Origin of the sequence: Pseudomonas sp. xss_4 (assembly GCF_043104125.1) — a bacterium.
Classification (GTDB): domain Bacteria; phylum Pseudomonadota; class Gammaproteobacteria; order Pseudomonadales; family Pseudomonadaceae; genus Aquipseudomonas; species Aquipseudomonas parafulva_B.
In genome coordinates this window covers 43,012-58,202 of sequence record NZ_JBICKJ010000093.1, presented here as the reverse complement: position 1 = coordinate 58,202, position 15,191 = coordinate 43,012, and the positions used below count along the sequence as shown (strand labels likewise).

General features: G+C 59.0%; 16 protein-coding genes, 1 tRNA gene and 2 pseudogenes. 7 read left to right on the top strand and 12 right to left on the bottom strand.

Annotation, left to right across the window (positions count from 1 at the left end):
- Positions 1 to 3: 3 nt before the first annotated feature.
- From hcnC to ACF8GB_RS20935, 6 genes are all read right to left on the bottom strand, one after another.
- Positions 4 to 1,242 carry a cyanide-forming glycine dehydrogenase subunit HcnC gene (hcnC, locus tag ACF8GB_RS20960; RefSeq protein WP_197843823.1) on the bottom strand — a complete coding sequence of 413 codons (1,239 nt, stop codon included), beginning with the start codon at positions 1,240 to 1,242 and terminating at the stop codon, positions 4 to 6.
- 1 nt (position 1,243) lies between these two features.
- On the bottom strand, positions 1,244 to 2,638 hold the full coding sequence (gene hcnB / locus ACF8GB_RS20955; RefSeq protein WP_197843824.1) for a cyanide-forming glycine dehydrogenase subunit HcnB: 1,395 nt from the start codon (positions 2,636 to 2,638) through the stop codon (positions 1,244 to 1,246).
- Positions 2,635 to 2,940: a (2Fe-2S)-binding protein gene (locus ACF8GB_RS20950; protein ID WP_197843825.1), complete on the bottom strand. Its 306-nt coding sequence runs from the start codon at positions 2,938 to 2,940 to the stop codon at positions 2,635 to 2,637. The genes hcnB and ACF8GB_RS20950 overlap by 4 nt, the downstream gene beginning before the upstream one ends.
- Before the next feature lie 185 nt (positions 2,941 to 3,125).
- Entirely contained in the window at positions 3,126 to 3,821 is a 696-nt protein-coding gene (locus tag ACF8GB_RS20945; RefSeq protein ID WP_078478381.1) for a lipopolysaccharide kinase InaA family protein, read from the bottom strand.
- A 207-nt stretch (positions 3,822 to 4,028) separates the two neighbouring features.
- On the bottom strand, positions 4,029 to 5,303 hold the full coding sequence (umuC, locus tag ACF8GB_RS20940) for a translesion error-prone DNA polymerase V subunit UmuC (protein WP_197843826.1): 1,275 nt from the start codon (positions 5,301 to 5,303) through the stop codon (positions 4,029 to 4,031).
- The gene (locus ACF8GB_RS20935; protein ID WP_058603391.1) at positions 5,293 to 5,721 is read right to left on the bottom strand and encodes a LexA family transcriptional regulator; all 429 of its coding nucleotides are present in this window, start codon (positions 5,719 to 5,721) and stop codon (positions 5,293 to 5,295) included. The genes umuC and ACF8GB_RS20935 overlap by 11 nt, the downstream gene beginning before the upstream one ends.
- Before the next feature lie 103 nt (positions 5,722 to 5,824).
- Here ACF8GB_RS20935 and ACF8GB_RS20930 point away from each other — a divergent pair, with 103 nt between their 5' ends.
- A complete protein-coding gene (locus ACF8GB_RS20930; protein ID WP_197843827.1) occupies positions 5,825 to 6,556 on the top strand; it encodes an SOS response-associated peptidase family protein in 732 nt (243 codons plus the stop codon).
- Positions 6,557 to 6,667: 111 nt separating this feature from the next.
- Positions 6,668 to 6,913 (top strand): entry exclusion lipoprotein TrbK, encoded by a 246-nt coding sequence (gene trbK / locus ACF8GB_RS20925; RefSeq protein ID WP_058637826.1) that lies wholly within the window; start codon positions 6,668 to 6,670, stop codon positions 6,911 to 6,913.
- Between the two features lie 158 nt (positions 6,914 to 7,071).
- Here trbK and ACF8GB_RS20920 read toward each other — a convergent pair whose 3' ends face one another.
- A complete protein-coding gene (locus ACF8GB_RS20920; protein WP_196135736.1) occupies positions 7,072 to 7,242 on the bottom strand; it encodes a hypothetical protein in 171 nt (56 codons plus the stop codon).
- Between the two features lie 92 nt (positions 7,243 to 7,334).
- Positions 7,335 to 8,496, bottom strand: a pseudogene (locus ACF8GB_RS20915) (IS3 family transposase).
- Between the two features lie 93 nt (positions 8,497 to 8,589).
- On the opposite strand from ACF8GB_RS20915, the pseudogene ACF8GB_RS20910 reads away from it, so the two are divergent.
- A pseudogene (locus tag ACF8GB_RS20910) lies at positions 8,590 to 8,763 on the top strand (integrase); the annotation flags it as partial.
- A gap of 108 nt (positions 8,764 to 8,871) precedes the next feature.
- Here the strand turns inward: ACF8GB_RS20910 and ACF8GB_RS20905 are convergent.
- The 3 genes from ACF8GB_RS20905 to sohB all read right to left on the bottom strand — a co-directional run bounded on the left by ACF8GB_RS20905 (position 8,872) and on the right by sohB (position 10,932).
- Positions 8,872 to 9,339, bottom strand: a complete 468-nt coding sequence (locus ACF8GB_RS20905; protein ID WP_153010268.1) for a hypothetical protein — start codon at positions 9,337 to 9,339, stop codon at positions 8,872 to 8,874.
- A 348-nt stretch (positions 9,340 to 9,687) separates the two neighbouring features.
- Positions 9,688 to 9,761: transfer RNA gene (locus ACF8GB_RS20900), tRNA-Cys, on the bottom strand.
- A gap of 151 nt (positions 9,762 to 9,912) precedes the next feature.
- Positions 9,913 to 10,932, bottom strand: coding sequence for a protease SohB (gene sohB, locus ACF8GB_RS20895; protein WP_196126547.1), 1,020 nt, complete (start codon positions 10,930 to 10,932; stop codon positions 9,913 to 9,915).
- Positions 10,933 to 11,131: 199 nt separating this feature from the next.
- Here sohB and ACF8GB_RS20890 point away from each other — a divergent pair, with 199 nt between their 5' ends.
- The 4 genes from ACF8GB_RS20890 (at position 11,132) to ACF8GB_RS20875 (ending at position 14,288) form a co-directional block, all read left to right on the top strand.
- Positions 11,132 to 11,842, top strand: a complete 711-nt coding sequence (locus ACF8GB_RS20890; protein ID WP_392527599.1) for a histidine phosphatase family protein — start codon at positions 11,132 to 11,134, stop codon at positions 11,840 to 11,842.
- Between the two features lie 56 nt (positions 11,843 to 11,898).
- The gene (locus tag ACF8GB_RS20885) at positions 11,899 to 12,216 is read left to right on the top strand and encodes an SCP2 sterol-binding domain-containing protein (RefSeq protein ID WP_058637884.1); all 318 of its coding nucleotides are present in this window, start codon (positions 11,899 to 11,901) and stop codon (positions 12,214 to 12,216) included.
- A 199-nt stretch (positions 12,217 to 12,415) separates the two neighbouring features.
- On the top strand, positions 12,416 to 13,483 hold the full coding sequence (locus ACF8GB_RS20880) for a phosphotransferase family protein (RefSeq protein ID WP_058637885.1): 1,068 nt from the start codon (positions 12,416 to 12,418) through the stop codon (positions 13,481 to 13,483).
- 37 nt (positions 13,484 to 13,520) lie between these two features.
- The gene (locus ACF8GB_RS20875; RefSeq protein ID WP_392527598.1) at positions 13,521 to 14,288 is read left to right on the top strand and encodes an SDR family oxidoreductase; all 768 of its coding nucleotides are present in this window, start codon (positions 13,521 to 13,523) and stop codon (positions 14,286 to 14,288) included.
- Here ACF8GB_RS20875 and ACF8GB_RS20870 read toward each other — a convergent pair whose 3' ends face one another.
- On the bottom strand, positions 14,289 to 15,110 hold the full coding sequence (locus tag ACF8GB_RS20870; protein ID WP_182138831.1) for a bifunctional 2-polyprenyl-6-hydroxyphenol methylase/3-demethylubiquinol 3-O-methyltransferase UbiG: 822 nt from the start codon (positions 15,108 to 15,110) through the stop codon (positions 14,289 to 14,291). It lies immediately after the preceding gene.
- Positions 15,111 to 15,191 lie beyond the last annotated feature (81 nt).

The following is a 15,191-nucleotide window of genomic DNA, read 5'->3' as shown; positions in this document are numbered from 1 at the left end:
CTCTCATGCCGGCATTGCCGCCTTGCTGAACCGCTCCGCCAGAAACGGGGTGATGTCCAATGGCAACGCCTCCTCGTGGATCACCTTGTCCAGCATTACCCCCGTGATCGCCGAGGTCAGCACCCCGGTGCGGAAATGCCCGCAGGCGTTGAAGTAACCCTGCATGTCATCCACGGGCCCGAGGATGGGTAGCTCATCGGGCGAGCCTGGCCGCAGGCCGGCCCAGGTACGCTTGAGGTTGACCTGTTCGAGTGCCGGCATGCAGCGTATGGCGCCCTGGACCAAGCTGCTTATCTCCGGGAAGGTCGTGGTGACATCGAAGCCTTTCTCCTCGGTGGTGCTCCCGATGAGAATCTCCCCATTGTCCTTCTGCGCCATGTAGCAGTCACTGGTGGTGATGCAGCCATCAAGCAGCTTGGGTAGGCGCTCGGTCAATACGATCTGCCCCTTGACGGGTTTGACGGGGATGGACGTGCCCGTGGCCCACTCACTCAATTCGGCGGCCCAGGCGCCAGCCGCATTGATCAGTGTGTCGCAGCGGAAGTCACCGGCCTGTTCGGTACGAACTCCTTTGATACGTCCGCCTGGGTGCAACACGTCGGTGACACGTGTGTTGAGATACAGATCGACGCCATTTTGCCGCGCGCCTTCCATGTACGCGTCGCCCAGGCGAAACGGGCTGAGCTGGTGGTCGCAGAGAAACTCCAGCGCACCGTGCGCGCTTTCGGTGATCGATGGCTCCGCCTTGCGCAGTGCCTGGCGGTCAAGCCAACGGATCTGCGACTGCAGGTGGGGGATGTGCTTGACGATGTGCTCGGCGTAAAGCTGATCTTCATCGTCCTGGATCACGTACTTGAGCCCAGTGCGCTCGAACTTGAAGTCCATCCCGTGGCGCTCGATCAACTCCTGGTGCAGTTGCGGGTAAAGCGCGTTGGACTCAAGCGCCAGATCGAAGAAGCATTGCGGCAGGATATGCGGTGTGCTCGAGTCCACGGCCACCGCCGCGCCATGGGCCTGGCGCTTGGCCTGGGAAGACAGCATGCGAAAGAAAATCACCCCACAGCCCAGGCCCACCGATTCGCCAATGGCCCATAGCCCACCTGCCGAGGCACGCGTGGCATTGCCGGGGCGCTTGTCGTCGATCAGGGCGATGCGCAGGTTGCCGCGCTTGGACAGCTGGTACGCGCAGGACGCGCCAATTACACCGGCACCGGCAATCACGATGTCATAGGTCTTGTTCATGTCAGGCCTCCGTGCCCACGTGCTTGAATGCCGAAAACGGTACCGGGTCTACTGGGAATCGAGGACGCAACCAACCTACGTCAGCGCGGCCAGTGGCGGCGCGCAGTCGATCGCTGCAATAGCCCACGCACATGCGCCCCTGGCAATCCCCCATGCTCACCCGCGTGCGCATCTTCAGCCCGGCCATGTCTTGAACCCCTTGCTCCAATGCTAGATCAATGGCGTCGCGCGTCACCTGCTCACAGCGGCAAATCACTGTGTCAGCCTGTGGCAACTCGACCTGCGCTGGCCCCCGCGCGGTATAGCGCTCGACGCCGGAGCGGAAACGCTTGATGCCTGCCAACTGGCCCAGGTAACGCTCGCGCCGTTCAATGGCCTGCGCGGCGTTCAGCACGCCACGCTGCTGCAGAATTGACACAGCCGCGATGCGCCCGGTCAGCATGGCCGCCTCCCCGCCGCGGATGCCGGCCATGTCGCCTGCCAGGTGAATATGTTCCAGGCTGCTTTGCTGCCATACGTTGCACTCGGCGCGCAGATAGCCATCGGTGCTGTAGCCATGGGCAAGGCCCAATTGCTGGCTGAGCTGCGTACGCGGAATGAAGCCGTAGCCTACCGCCAGCGTCTGCACCGACTCGCGGCGCACCTGGGTCATGTCCGCCCTCCAGGCATCGTCGTACGGCGCCACGCTGACTTCGGCCAACTCACCTTCGCCGCGCGCCTGGACCACGCCCCAGCCGTAGTGCATGGGAATGCCGTGCAACTTCAGGTAGGCCAGCATGCTCAGGCCGTCGAGGAACAGCTGGGGCTTGTTCATCAGCGCCAGGCTCTGGCGCGCGATACGGTTGAACGCACAGGCCTCGTACACACCCGCCACCTTGGCACCGGCGGCGTGCAACTGACAGGCAACCAACGGCAGTAAAGGGCCTGTGCCAGCGATCAGGGTCGCGCCCAGTGGCTTGACCACGTTACTTTTGATCTGCAGTTGCAACCCGCCGAGCAGAATGACGCCCGGCAGGGTCCAGCCTGGAAACGGCACATTGCGCTCATGGCAACCGGCTGCCAGGATCAGCTGCTCGAAGGCCAGCGGCTGCAACTGCTCCTGCTCGTCGAGCACTACCAGGCTACGGTCATCACCGCCCACGACGCGGCTATTGAGCCGCAGGTCGATAGACTGCGCACGGGCGGCGAAGTCGGTGTGCAGTTTACCCAGGGCCTTGCTGTAACGAGCGCCCAGGTAGCCCAGGTCGACACCTGCGCGCAGCGGGCCACGATAGACCACCCCGCCGGGGCGCGATGCCTCGTCGATCAGCGTGCAGCGCACGCCCGCGTCCGCCAGCTCGATGGCGGCAGCCATCCCCGCCGAGCCCCCTCCGACAATGACTGGATGCCCACTCATACCCGCGCCTCCCCGACAACCGCATTGACCTGGGTTTCGATGCGCATGCCAGCCCGCACCAGCGTCTGACAAGCGCGCCGCTTGGGGCGTCCGTCGATAGCGACCAGACAGCAATGGCACACCCCCATGCCGCAGAAGGCGCCACTGACTTGGCCATGGTCGTTGAGGGCGAGCTGACGCACGCCCACGGCATTGAGCACACTCAGAACTGTTTCGCCAGGGGCGGCAGTCACGGCCTTGCCGTTGATGGAGAGGGGGATTTGTTCAGCCGGGAGTGGCTGTATATCGAGGGTTCGTTCCATGGAATGTCGTCTGCCTTCCGTGATTGAAAGACAGACAGACTACGGGAGACGTCAGGCCGAAAAATTGACCTGGGACGGGGTTTTTACAACGCAATCTTGCCACTTGGTGAGAAACGTCTGTAAGCGAAGTCGCCTTCTACCAGTGGAATCAGCGCTTCAAAACCCCTGACACTTCTAACATGGCGTCAGAGAAATCGCTCCACATCCATGCCGAACACTTGCCGATACCCCCTGCAAAATGCCTCCCATTCGGTCGGTGCCCAGTCAGACCTGCGCTTGACCTGTCGTAAGTCGTGACGGCTAGCTTTCATCGCGGTCAGCCGCTGCCTGGCCTTTTCGAAATCCAGCAGCGCGATCTTGATGCCAGACTCGTCGAAGGCGACGAACACATGCTTCAAATACAGGCAACCATGCTGCCAACGCCCGAGATTCAGCGTGGCCAGCGCACGCCCATACGCTTCGAGAATATCGTGGTGCAGCTTGGGCTCGATGGTCTTGTCCAGGCCTTGGAGGTAGAAGTCTTCAAGCGATACATACCCGTCCAGCCCTGCCGTGACCATCACCGCACGCCACTCACCGTCCTGCTTGTGGACGTCACTGTGCAGCAGTAGCGGCGTAGCGACGCCCAGCGCGGCAGCGGCACGCAGCGCCTTGGCCTCACGGGCCACCGTAGGATAGCCGAATGGGTGGACCAGGCTGCGGTAGATATGGCCGACCTGCTGCTTCTTGTAGAACGTGAAGCCGTCGAGCTCGACCTTCAATACACCGCTCTCGCCGCCCCTGCGGATATTTGGCGGCTCTACCCACATCCCAGGAGCACTCAGAATGGCTTGTACCGGCGGATGAGAGGCCTCAAGGCCAGACGCGCTAACGTGTTTCATTAAAACCTGCTGAATATTGAGCCACACTGCGGCAAGGGGCGAAATATATCAGTCAAATCTGAAAGAAAGCGATTACTGCGACACGGCGTTGATCGTTTTTTTCAGGCATGAACGGACAAAACTGCGGGCGCAATCGCCATTGTCAGACAATCCGGCAGCCGTAAGCTTAAGTTTGCGCCAGTTCGCCGAAGTCGAGCCACCTCCCGCTCACCCCCTGACAGTCCATAGCTGATCGATTCGGGTGGTGTAGGACTGGCTCATCATCTCCCGTTTCATGCCCCAGCCCGGTGCGGCTGGCACGCTGGCCGCACGGACCGTTCCCCTGCCCCAACGCTCATTGATACTGTCCATTACTTCCATGAGCCGATCGCGCGCCACCGATTGCCTGGGGGCGAACAAGTCACCCGAAAAATCACCTGGTTGACGTAGGTCCATCAGCAACACCTCCGCCTTGCTGTAACGAAGCCCCGGCCGGAAGATCCGCTCCACGGCATCGGTAGCCAATCGGGTCAGCAGCAGCGTGTCACAGGTCGGATAGGGAAGCTCCACCCAGGCGCCTTGGGCATGGTGCACTTCGTTCGGGTTGAACATGCCCGTGCGGATGCTCACCCGCATGCGCTTGCACACCGACCCCTGGGCCCTGAGCTTTTCGGCAGCACGGCCGACATAGGTGGCCACCGCCTGCTTGATCGGCGCCAGCTCGCTCAGGCGCATGCCGAACATTCGGCTGCTGCAGATTTCCTGCTTGGGCGGTTCGACATCGTCCAGTTCCAGGCAAGGAGTGCCCGCCAGTTCCCTGGCCGTTTTTTCCACCACCACGTTGAAGCGTTGTCGCAACGTCCAGGCATCGGCGCGGGCCAAATCCATTGCCGTACGAATGCCCATGGCCTCCAGGTGCGCGGTCATCTTGCGCCCGATGCCCCACACCTCCTTGACCGCGGTATTGCGCAGCACCCAGTCCCGTTTGACCGGGTCGGTGATGTCCACCACGCCGCCAGTGTGGCTCTGCAGCCGCTTGGCAGTGTGGTTGGCCAGCTTGGCCAGGGTCTTGGTGCGTGCGATACCCACACCGACAGGAATGCCGGTGCACTGGGCGATGCGCAAGCGCAGCCGGTGCCCGAACAGCGTCAGGTCCTGGGCCATGCCAGTGAGCTCAGCAAAACATTCGTCGATGCTGTAGACCTCGGTAGCAGGCACCATCGATTCGATCAGCGTCATCACCCGCTCGCTCATGTCGCCATACAACGCGTAATTGCTACTGAATGCCACGACACCGTGCCGGCGGAGTTTTTCCCGCGCCTGAAAATAAGGCTCGCCCATTTTCACGAATGGCTTGGCGTCATAGGACCGGGCAATGACGCAGCCATCGTTGTTGCTCAGCACCACGATCGGCGTCTTCGCCAGATCGGGCCGAAATACGCGCTCACAGCTGGCGTAGAACGCGTTGCAGTCGATCAGCGCGAATATCGGCTCACTGCGCATGATCGCGGACGCTATAGCGCACCACGCCCCAAATGAGCAGATCATCACCCTCCATGACATAGCGCGGCGGGTAGGCTCGGTTCTCAGACTTCAAGATCACCACACCGTCACGTCGGTGCAGGCGTTTGCACACCGGCTCACAGTTGATGGCCGCAATCACGATATCCCCGTGCTCGGCCTCGCGCCCCCGGTCCACCACCACGATATCGCCCGAATAGATGCCAGCGCCTTGCATGCTGTCACCCTCCACTTTCACCAGATACACATGCGGTGCGCGGATGTCGAATAGCTCATCAAGGGATATGTGGCCTTCAAGATGATCCGCGGCAGGCGATGGAAAACCGGCCGGAACGTAGTACGAATAAATCGGGAGTGGTTCAGAGCTGCCACATGGCGCGCCCAGGAAGGTGATGGTCATGAGAGAAAGTCCAATGCAAACTGTATGCATATACAGTTAAACTGGCTTCGGCGAATGGGTCAATCCTGAACGTGTGAATTTCTGACGGACGAGAGGTGGATACATGTGCGGACGCTACTCGATCTACGAGTCGATGGATCACTACTTGCGACAACTGGCGCTGGATCTGGTCGTGATCAACGGCTATGACCATGAACCGATTGATCGCTATAACGTGGCGCCTTCTACCCGTGTCGAAGTTATACGCCAGGCTGAGGATGGCCTGCATGTAGACAAAGTGAAGTGGGGATGGTCGCCTCACTGGGCCAAAGGCAAGCGACTCGACCCCATCAATGCCCGGGCCGAAACCGTAACCACGGGCAAGTTCTTCAAGGGTCTGTGGCCACATGCAAGAGCGCTCGCCCCCGCCAATGGCTGGTTTGAATGGCTGCCAGATGCGCAAAACCCCAAGCGCAAGCAACCCTACTACATCACCAGTGCCGACGGTGCACCGCTCTACTTTGCCGCGCTTGCCGAAGTTCACCAGACCCTTGAACCGGACGAGCGCGATGGTTTCGTGATCATCACGGCAGCCGCTGACCAAGGCTTGATCGATATTCATGACCGAAAGCCCCTGGTTTTGGCACCGCACCTTGCAAGGGAGTGGTTAGACCCTGCCACTTCAGCGCAGCGCGCCGAGGCGATCGTGACGGCAGGCTGCCGTCCGGCCACTGACTTTCGCTGGCATCCGGTCGACAAGGCCGTTGGCAATGTTCGTAACCAGGGTGCGCAACTGATAAGGCCGATTGCCAAAGAGAGCAGGCAGGGTGATCTCGAGTTCCGAATAGAACGTTAGGCGGGGGTGTGCTAGCCAAATAACACAGCTGGCCTGATAGGCTGCGCACCCGCAGGCTGGGTAACAAACAGCTTGCACGCACTTTGAAAGAGACCGACGAAGGATTACGTCATGGACCGCAAACGCTCCCACCTCCTCCCGCTTGTTGGGTTGATTACCCTGCTGGCAGGCTGCACGGAAGAAAAAGTGCCTGAGCCAACGGCAGACAACTGTGGCCCGCAGCTGTACGAAAAAAACCTTGCCAGTTTGTCAAAGGAAGCCAACCGCAAGGAATTCATTGCCAACTGCGAGAGTTTCCTGGCAGCGAAAAAAATGACGGAATGGAAGTTCGAGAAAAGTCCCAAGGGCAAGTATTGATCAGCTGGCCCAGGTGATTGCAAATCCGGTGATCTAACCAGCAGAAACGCCGCCTTTACAGGCGGCGTTTCTGGCGAACTCCGGCCCTCAGGCCTTTGCGCACGAGTACGCCGTTAGCAGAAGCGGTGACTGCGCATGGTCATTGCTTCGAAAGTGAGTCAAGGTTTGAAGCCTTTGTCCTGGCTTTCGTCAGGTGGTGTGATATTCCAGAAATTGTCACTGGCCTCTTGCTGTTCCTTGGCCTTCTGATCAGCCTCGGAGTCGAAACAGCCCCCAAGCAAGAGCGCTGTTACAGCAATACAAGCGATTCCGGTAGTCGTGCGTGTCATGGTCCCCTCCTGTAAATTTTATGCTTCCTACCCAATCTGAAATTGGGTGCATCATGGATGCTCAAGATCAGCCATTGTTCCGTTTGTAGTGGTCAACTCATTCCGGACACGGTTTTGAGTTTTTCTTCAGCTTTTGCCGGAGCCAGCCCATTGTTGAATTGATGCGGCCGGATCCAGTTGTAGTGCCTCATCAGGTATTGGCTGATGTCTCGTTGAGCTTGCTGCCCAGTCAGGTATCCAGTGGTCGGTATCCACTCCGATTTCAAGCTACGAAATACTCGCTCCATCGGCGCATTATCCCAGCAGTTACCTCGGCGGCTCATACTCTGGCGCATGCGGTAGCGCCACAGTCTCTGGCGGAACTGACGGCTGCCATATTGCGACCCCTGGTCTGAGTGGAACAGTAGCCCTTGAGGTTTGCCACGTTGTTCGTAAGCCACGTCCAGCGCCTTGACCACGAGGTCTGCGTCCGGCTTCTCTGATAGGGCCCAGCCCACCACTCTGCGTGCATAAAGATCCAAGACAACTGCCAAGTAGTGCCATTTGCCCTGCGCCCAAATGTAAGTGATGTCGCCACACCAGACCTGATTTGGCGCTTCGACATCAAACGCCCGGTTCAAAATATTCGGAATATCTGGCCGCTCCACTGTGGCCTTTTTGTACGCATAGGCCCCTGGCTGCTTGCTGACTAACGCTAGCTCACGCATCAGGCTGCGCACCTTGAACCGCCCGATTTGCTCACCTTCCTCTTGCATCATCGCCTTGACGCTACGGCTGCCGGGCGCACTTCGCCCTCGCGCGAATAACTCATTCACTCGACTGCGCAATCGCAGTCGTTCGACGTCCGGAGTTCGTCTTCTATGACGATGGGCGTAGTAACTTGAGCGAGTGACTTCGAACACCTCGCACAACCAATCAACGGCTCATGGGCGCTGAGCTGATGGATCAGCGAATACGCTCGAGATCTTCCGACATCAAGAGCGCGGTAGCCTTTTTTAGTATTGATTTCTCGCGTTCAAGGCGCGTTATCCGAGCTTCAAGCTCTTGGATCTTTTGCTGCTCTGGCGTCAACGCTTTGCTGACCGGCGTGATGCCGCCACGCTCCTGCTGAAGCTGATTAACCCAGCGGCGCAGGGCCGACTCGACCAAGCCGAGCGAGCGGGCTGCTTCGGCATGACTGTAGCCTTGGTCGAGCACCAGACAGGCTGCTTCGCGCTTGAACTCAGGGGTAAAGGTACGGCGTTGCTTGGTCATCAGACACCTCTTTGGGGCGAGCATTCTCGCCTAAATGAGTGTCCGGTTTCATTAGACCACTACACTAAGGTCAAGGCCGAGGTAGAGAATAAGCTGGAGTTGGCCAACCGAATCGCCCAGTTCCAGTTCCGCGACATCCGACCGAAAGCGGCGTCGGAGATCAACGACCTGAGCGAAGCCAGCTTGCTGCTGGGTCACTCGAAAGAGGGAATCACCGAACGTGTTTATCGCCGCGTCGGAGCCATCGCCAAGCCCTCGAAAGAATGACTGCGGGCTCCAGCAAAGCACCGCAGTTTTTTGTGAGCGACGCGTCGGACTGTCATAGCTAACTACCCAGACGTCTAAATTTCACTGACGGTCCGGGACCCTAGTTAACTAACCCTCTGCTAGTAAGCAATCTGCAATCGCCGTACTGATAGCGTCCAGCTTAAGTCGAGCGCTGTCCACATACTGAGCCGCCTCGCTACTACCTGGTAACGGCGCCTCATTGGCACTCCAAGTCCCACGGATTTTGAGGTTCCTGTAGTCGAACAGATTTTTTTGCTGTGAACTACTGACAGTGAGCGAAAACATGAGCTCATAGTTCAGCGGTGTCCCCATTGTCATGGGTACAACGAACGTCACCTGATCCTTGCCTTGTGCGGTTATGCGGGTCTTCGACGAATTGAAGAGGGCCGCCCCGGTCAGGCCAGGCACATTTTGGCCGAAGCAGAATTGCAATGCATCAGGATTGCCGGACCCGCCTGGCTTCAATATTTGAACTCGATCAACGCTATACCCACCGTACTGATTCTGGACAATCGACACTCCCTCAGGAGCCGGCGAGTACGGTTTGATCTGCATCGCCGTACACCCAGTCAGAAAGGCTACGCCAAGAAACGTGCCAAACCTCACCGCTGCCCTCATAGAATTCCCTTAAAGATGGCTAGAAGCGGGCAAGAATATCAAAACGCCACATGTTCGAGCTAGTTCAACTCTTTTCTAGCCGAAGGCTTTTGCGGGGGATCTGCACCTCTTGGCTAGGGTGCACGCTATGGTCAAACGACTCCAGTTGGTCGCTGATGCAGTACAGCGCTAGGGCCTCTAAGGGTCGAAGTTTCGGAACTCCACACCTCTTATTTCGGAACTCTTGGCTTTTCTAACGCGCAAATAAAAACCCCGCAGACGTCGATCTGCGGGGCTTTCGAATGGTGGAGGCCGAGGTCGGAATCGAACCGGCGTAGACGGATTTGCAATCCGGAGCATAACCACTTTGCTACTCGGCCTCAAAGTCAGGATCTAGCAGCTTACGCTTCGCTATCTCCCCGAAACACCGCACCTTTAAAGCTTGCTGCGTTTCGATGGGCGCCATTATGTCTACATTCACTTAACCGTGCAACCCCCTGAACGAAAAAAAATTTCAGCAGGTTCAAGGTGTTAGCGCAGGCGGCCAAGTTTGCTCCATAACCCCACCAGCGTATTCTCCACGGTGCCGCTGGCCGCCATGCCAATACGCTCCTGCAGGCTCTTGCGCTCTGCGAAGTGCAGGTGGAACAGGTTGGCACTGCGCGCACGCTCGCTGAGGTATTCATCGCTGGTCTGCAACGTATCCACCAGCTTGCGGTTCAGGGCTGCAATGCCCAGCCACACTTCACCGGTGGCTACTTCATCAATAGGCAGCTGGGGACGGTAGCGGGCGACGAAGTCCTTGAACAGTTGATGGGTCACATCCAGGTCTTCCTGAAACTTCTCCCTGCCCTTTTCGGTGTTTTCACCCAGCACGGTGAGGGTGCGCTTGTATTCACCGGCAGTCAGCATCTCGACATCGATGTCGTGCTTCTTCAACAGGCGATTGATGTTGGGCAACTGTGCCACTACCCCGATGGAGCCGAGCACCGCAAAAGGTGCGCTGATGATCTTCTCGCCAATGCAGGCCATCATGTACCCGCCGCTTGCAGCCACCTTGTCGATGCACACCGTCAAGGGGATGCCGGCCTGGCGAATGCGGACCAGCTGGGAGGCAGCCAGGCCATAGCTATGTACCAGCCCGCCCCCGCTTTCCAGGCGTAGTACCACCTCGTCTTGAGGGGTGGCGAGGGTGAGCAGTGCGGTGATTTCGTTGCGCAGGCTTTCAGTTGCAGATGCTTTGATGTCGCCGTCGAAATCGAGCACGAAGACCCTGGCTTTTTCTTCTGCCTTGTCCTTGCGGGTTTTCTTTTCGGTCTTGGCCTGCTGCTTGCGTAACGCCTTGAGCTGAGCCTTGTCGAGCAGGCCTGATTCCAACCGCTCGCGCAGGTCCTTGTAGAACGCGTTCAGGCGGGTAACCTGCAATTGCCCACCCGGTTTGCGCCGCCCTTTACCGCGCAAGCCGGCAATGGCCGACAGCACGATGAGAACAGCGATGACCAGGGTGGCGGTTTTGGCGAGAAAGCTTGCGTATTCGGCAAGAAACTCCACGGTGACTCCTTCGATAGCTGCGCCAGAGGGCGCGTGAATGGTACAAGCATACCGGTGCACCTAAAGCGCTGCCAGGGGATGTAAACGCTGGCAATACCTTTCAAACGACCTTTTCAAACGCTTGTATGTTTTTCGTTGACAGCGCCGTGCACCGCACCCTAACCTCAGCAGCAACCTTCAATGGCGGAAGCGTTCGTTCGTGGGCAACCTCTACCTGATTCGACACGGCCAGGCCTCCTTCGGCGCACAGGACTACGATGTGCTGTCGCCCGTTGGCGTGCGCCAGAGTCAGGCGCTGGGTGAGCACCTTGCTCAGCTAGGGGTACGGCTGGAGCGGTGTGTGGCAGGTGATCTGCGTCGCCAGCAGGACACTGCCCGCCTCGCCCTTCAAGCAATGCAGGCCGGTGGCAACGCCGTGCCGGCTGTTGAGACCGACGCGGCTTTCAACGAATTCGACGCCGATGGGGTGATCCGTGCGCTGTTGCCTGGTTTGTCGATAGACGAACCCAACGCGCCAGCCATCCTGAGCAACGTCGCGCGGCACCGCAGCGAGTTTCAGCGCCTGTTCGCGCTGATGGTGCAACGCTGGCACTCAGGAACCCATGGCAGCGACGAGTTGGAAACCTGGGAAGCGTTCACTGCCCGCGTGCGCGAGGGGCTGAACCGCGTGCTGGACAGCGCAGGCAGTGGCGACAACATTGCCATTTTCACCTCCGGTGGCACCATTGCCGCCTTGCTGCACTTGGTTTCAGGCATTACCCCGGATCAGGCATTTGCCTTGAACTGGCAGATAATCAACACGTCGCTGAACCAATTGAAGTTCAGAGGCCGCGACGTGGCATTGGCTTCTTTCAACAGTCAAGCCCATGTGCAACTGTTGAGGACGCCGGAGCTCATCACCTACCGGTGAGCCCGGCCTGTTGTGTCCCTGCGGGGACGTGAAAATCACTCTATAAGGAATGCGCCATGACCTCCGTAGCTGATGCCGTCAAAAAGATGCAAGAAAAATTCAACCCATCCGCTGCCCAAGGCCTGGACCTGGTATTCGGCTTCAACATCACCGATGAAGACAAGCACTACGCCCTGATCGTCAAGGACGGCACCTGCGAACTGCAGGAAGGCGAGAATCCAGACGCCAACTGCACGTTGGTAATGGACAGCGAAACACTCAAGGGCATCGTCAGCGGCGAAACCGACGGTATGCAGGCTTTTATGGGCGGCAAGCTGCGCGTGGAAGGCGACATGATGCTGTCGATGAAGCTCAGCGAACTGTTCCCATCCTGAGCAGCATCCTTGGATGACCCTGAACCGAAGCCCATAAGGCTTCGGTTTTTTTTGGTCTGGCGCTTACCGGCACGGCAAGCATCAAAGGTGTTGATCGACCGGCAACACCCTGGCCAATAGCGACCTGGGACGCTTGTCCCAACCGAGCGCAAGCATTAGATTGCAAAATAGTCCGAGTGATCGAGAATAAGGAAAACCCATGACGCTCACCGACCAGTCCACGCAAGTACGTTCCGGCGAGGAGCTTGACCTGGCAGCCATCGACCGCTACCTCAAGGCGCACATTGACGGCTTGACCGGTGCGCCCGCCGTCAGCCAGTTCCCGGGTGGTGCGTCCAACCTCACCTACCTGGTCAAATACGCTGACCGAGAACTGGTCTTGCGCCGTCCGCCGTTCGGGCAAAAAGCCAAGTCGGCGCACGACATGGGGCGTGAGTTTCGTATTCTCAACCAGCTCAACAATGGGTTTCCCTACTGCCCCAAGGCCTATGCGCACTGCACCGATACCCACCTGATCGGCAGTGAGTTCTACGTCATGGAGCGCGTCAAAGGGGTCATTCTGCGCTCGGACATCCCCACTGCACTTAACCTCGATGCTGCACGCACCACGGCGTTGTGCAAAAGCTTCATTGACCGCTTGGTGGACTTGCATCGCGTGGACTACAGCGCCTGCGGCTTGAGCGACCTGGGCAAGCCGGACGGTTACGTGCAACGCCAGATAGAAGGGTGGGCCAGCCGCTACGACAAGGCCATGACCCCCGACGCACCGCGCTGGGAGCAGGTCAAAACTTGGTTGCGCGAGAAAATGCCTGCCGACCACGTCACACCTGCAATCGTGCATAACGACTACCGGTTCGACAATGTCATCCTGGATGCCGACAACCCGATGCGCATCATTGGCGTGCTGGACTGGGAAATGGCCACCTTGGGCGACCCCTTGATGGACCTAGGCAACAGCCTGGCGTACTGGATCCAGGCAGACGACCCGGCGCCGGTACAACTGATGCGTCGTCAGCCGAGCAACGCGCCGGGCATGCTTACCCGGCGTCAGTTCGTGGACCATTACGCCGAGCGTGCAGGCATCGACCTGGACAACTTCGATTTCTACTACTGTTACGGTCTGTTCCGTCTGGCCGGCATCGTCCAGCAGATCTACTTCCGTTATTTCCATGGCCAGACCCAGGACAAGCGTTTCGCCCAATTCATTCACATGAACCGGCTGCTGGAGCAGATGACCTTGCAGGTCATTGCCAAGTCCAGCCTTTGATCACCAACGCACCTTACGACAACAAGGGACCAGCAGCATGCCGCAGACCCACCTGTTCGACCTTCAGGGCAAGATCGCTTTTGTTTCCGGGGCCAGCCGAGGCATTGGCGAAGCGATTGCACACTTGCTGGCGCAGCAAGGTGCACATGTGATCGTCTCCAGCCGCAAGCTCGAGGGCTGCCAACACGTTGCCGATGCCATCATCGCTGGCGGCGGCAAGGCCACAGCAGTGGCGTGCCACATCGGCGAACTGGAGCAAATCCAGCGGGTATTCGCCGGTATACGCGAGCAGTTCGGACGCCTGGACATCCTCGTGAACAATGCCGCGACCAACCCGCAGTTCTGCAATGTACTGGACACGGATCCGACTGCATTCCAGAAAACCGTGGATGTGAACATTCGCGGCTATTTCTTCATGTCGGTGGAAGCAGGCAAGCTGATGCGCGAGCACGGCGCCGGCAGCATCATCAACGTGGCCTCGATCAATGGCGTTTCACCTGGCCTGTTCCAGGGCATCTATTCGGTGACCAAGGCGGCGGTTATCAACATGACCAAGGTGTTTGCCAAGGAGTGTGCGCAGTTCGGGATTCGCTGCAATGCCTTGTTGCCGGGCCTGACTGACACCAAGTTTGCATCGGCACTGGTCAAAAACGAAGCCATCCTCAATACAGCGCTACAGCAAATCCCCCTTAAGCGCGTGGCAGACCCGAAGGAAATGGCCGGGGCTGTCCTGTACCTTGCAAGCGACGCCTCCAGCTATACGACCGGGGCGGCGCTCAACGTGGACGGTGGCTACCTGTCCTGATCAGGCTTTGACGGCTGTCAGGGTATAGCTCAGCGGCAGGCGGGCCGGTTGCTCGCGCAGCCGCCACTCCCCGTCCGGGCCCTTGGCCATTTGCCCCGGCAGCGCTTCCCATGGCACGCTTTGGTGTTCTAACAGCGCTGTGAGCTGCAACCCGTTGGCCATCAGCGCGGTGATCAACTCGCCCAGCCCGTGGTTCCACTCATGGGTTTGGGTGTTCGCCAATCGCTGCGAGGTGGCCACATAGGTCTCGTCGCTCTGCCATACAGTTGGCTGCTCGCATTCGAAATAGGGATAGTCGAGCTGCAGGCGGTCCTGATGGCTTTCATTGACCGCCCAGAGCATGGGGTGCCCCTCGCGCAAGAAAAGCCGGCCGCCGGGCTTGAGCAGGGCCGCTACGGTTTGTGCCCACGGCGCAATACGGGGCAGCCAGCACAGGGCGCCGATGCCGGTATAGACCAGATCGAACGTACCTGCTGGCAACACCTGGGCTGCGGCGTACACATCGGCCTGATGGTAGTCGATGGGCGTAGCGCACAGGGTCGCCAGCCGCTTGGCCTGCGCCAGGGAGGCCGCAGAGAAGTCCAGGCCGCACACATCGGCGCCCAGCCGGGCAAGCGAGAGCGTGTCTGTGCCGATGTGACACTGCAGGTGTACCGCTCTCAGCCCCTCGACATTGCCCAGCATCGGCAGGTCGAACTGAACTGTCTGTGACAGGTGCGCAGGGTGTTGGACGTACTGATCGAACTGGTAGTCCTGTGAGGCTGCGTGCAGCGGTGCGCGCTCGTCCCAATTGGCCTGGTTCAGCTGTAATGAAGGGTTCACGTCGACATCCTCGATGGGCGATGCCGCAGTCTAGCGGCCGATGCCACACACCTGGCAGCGTTCTGATGCAAAAAAGTGTAA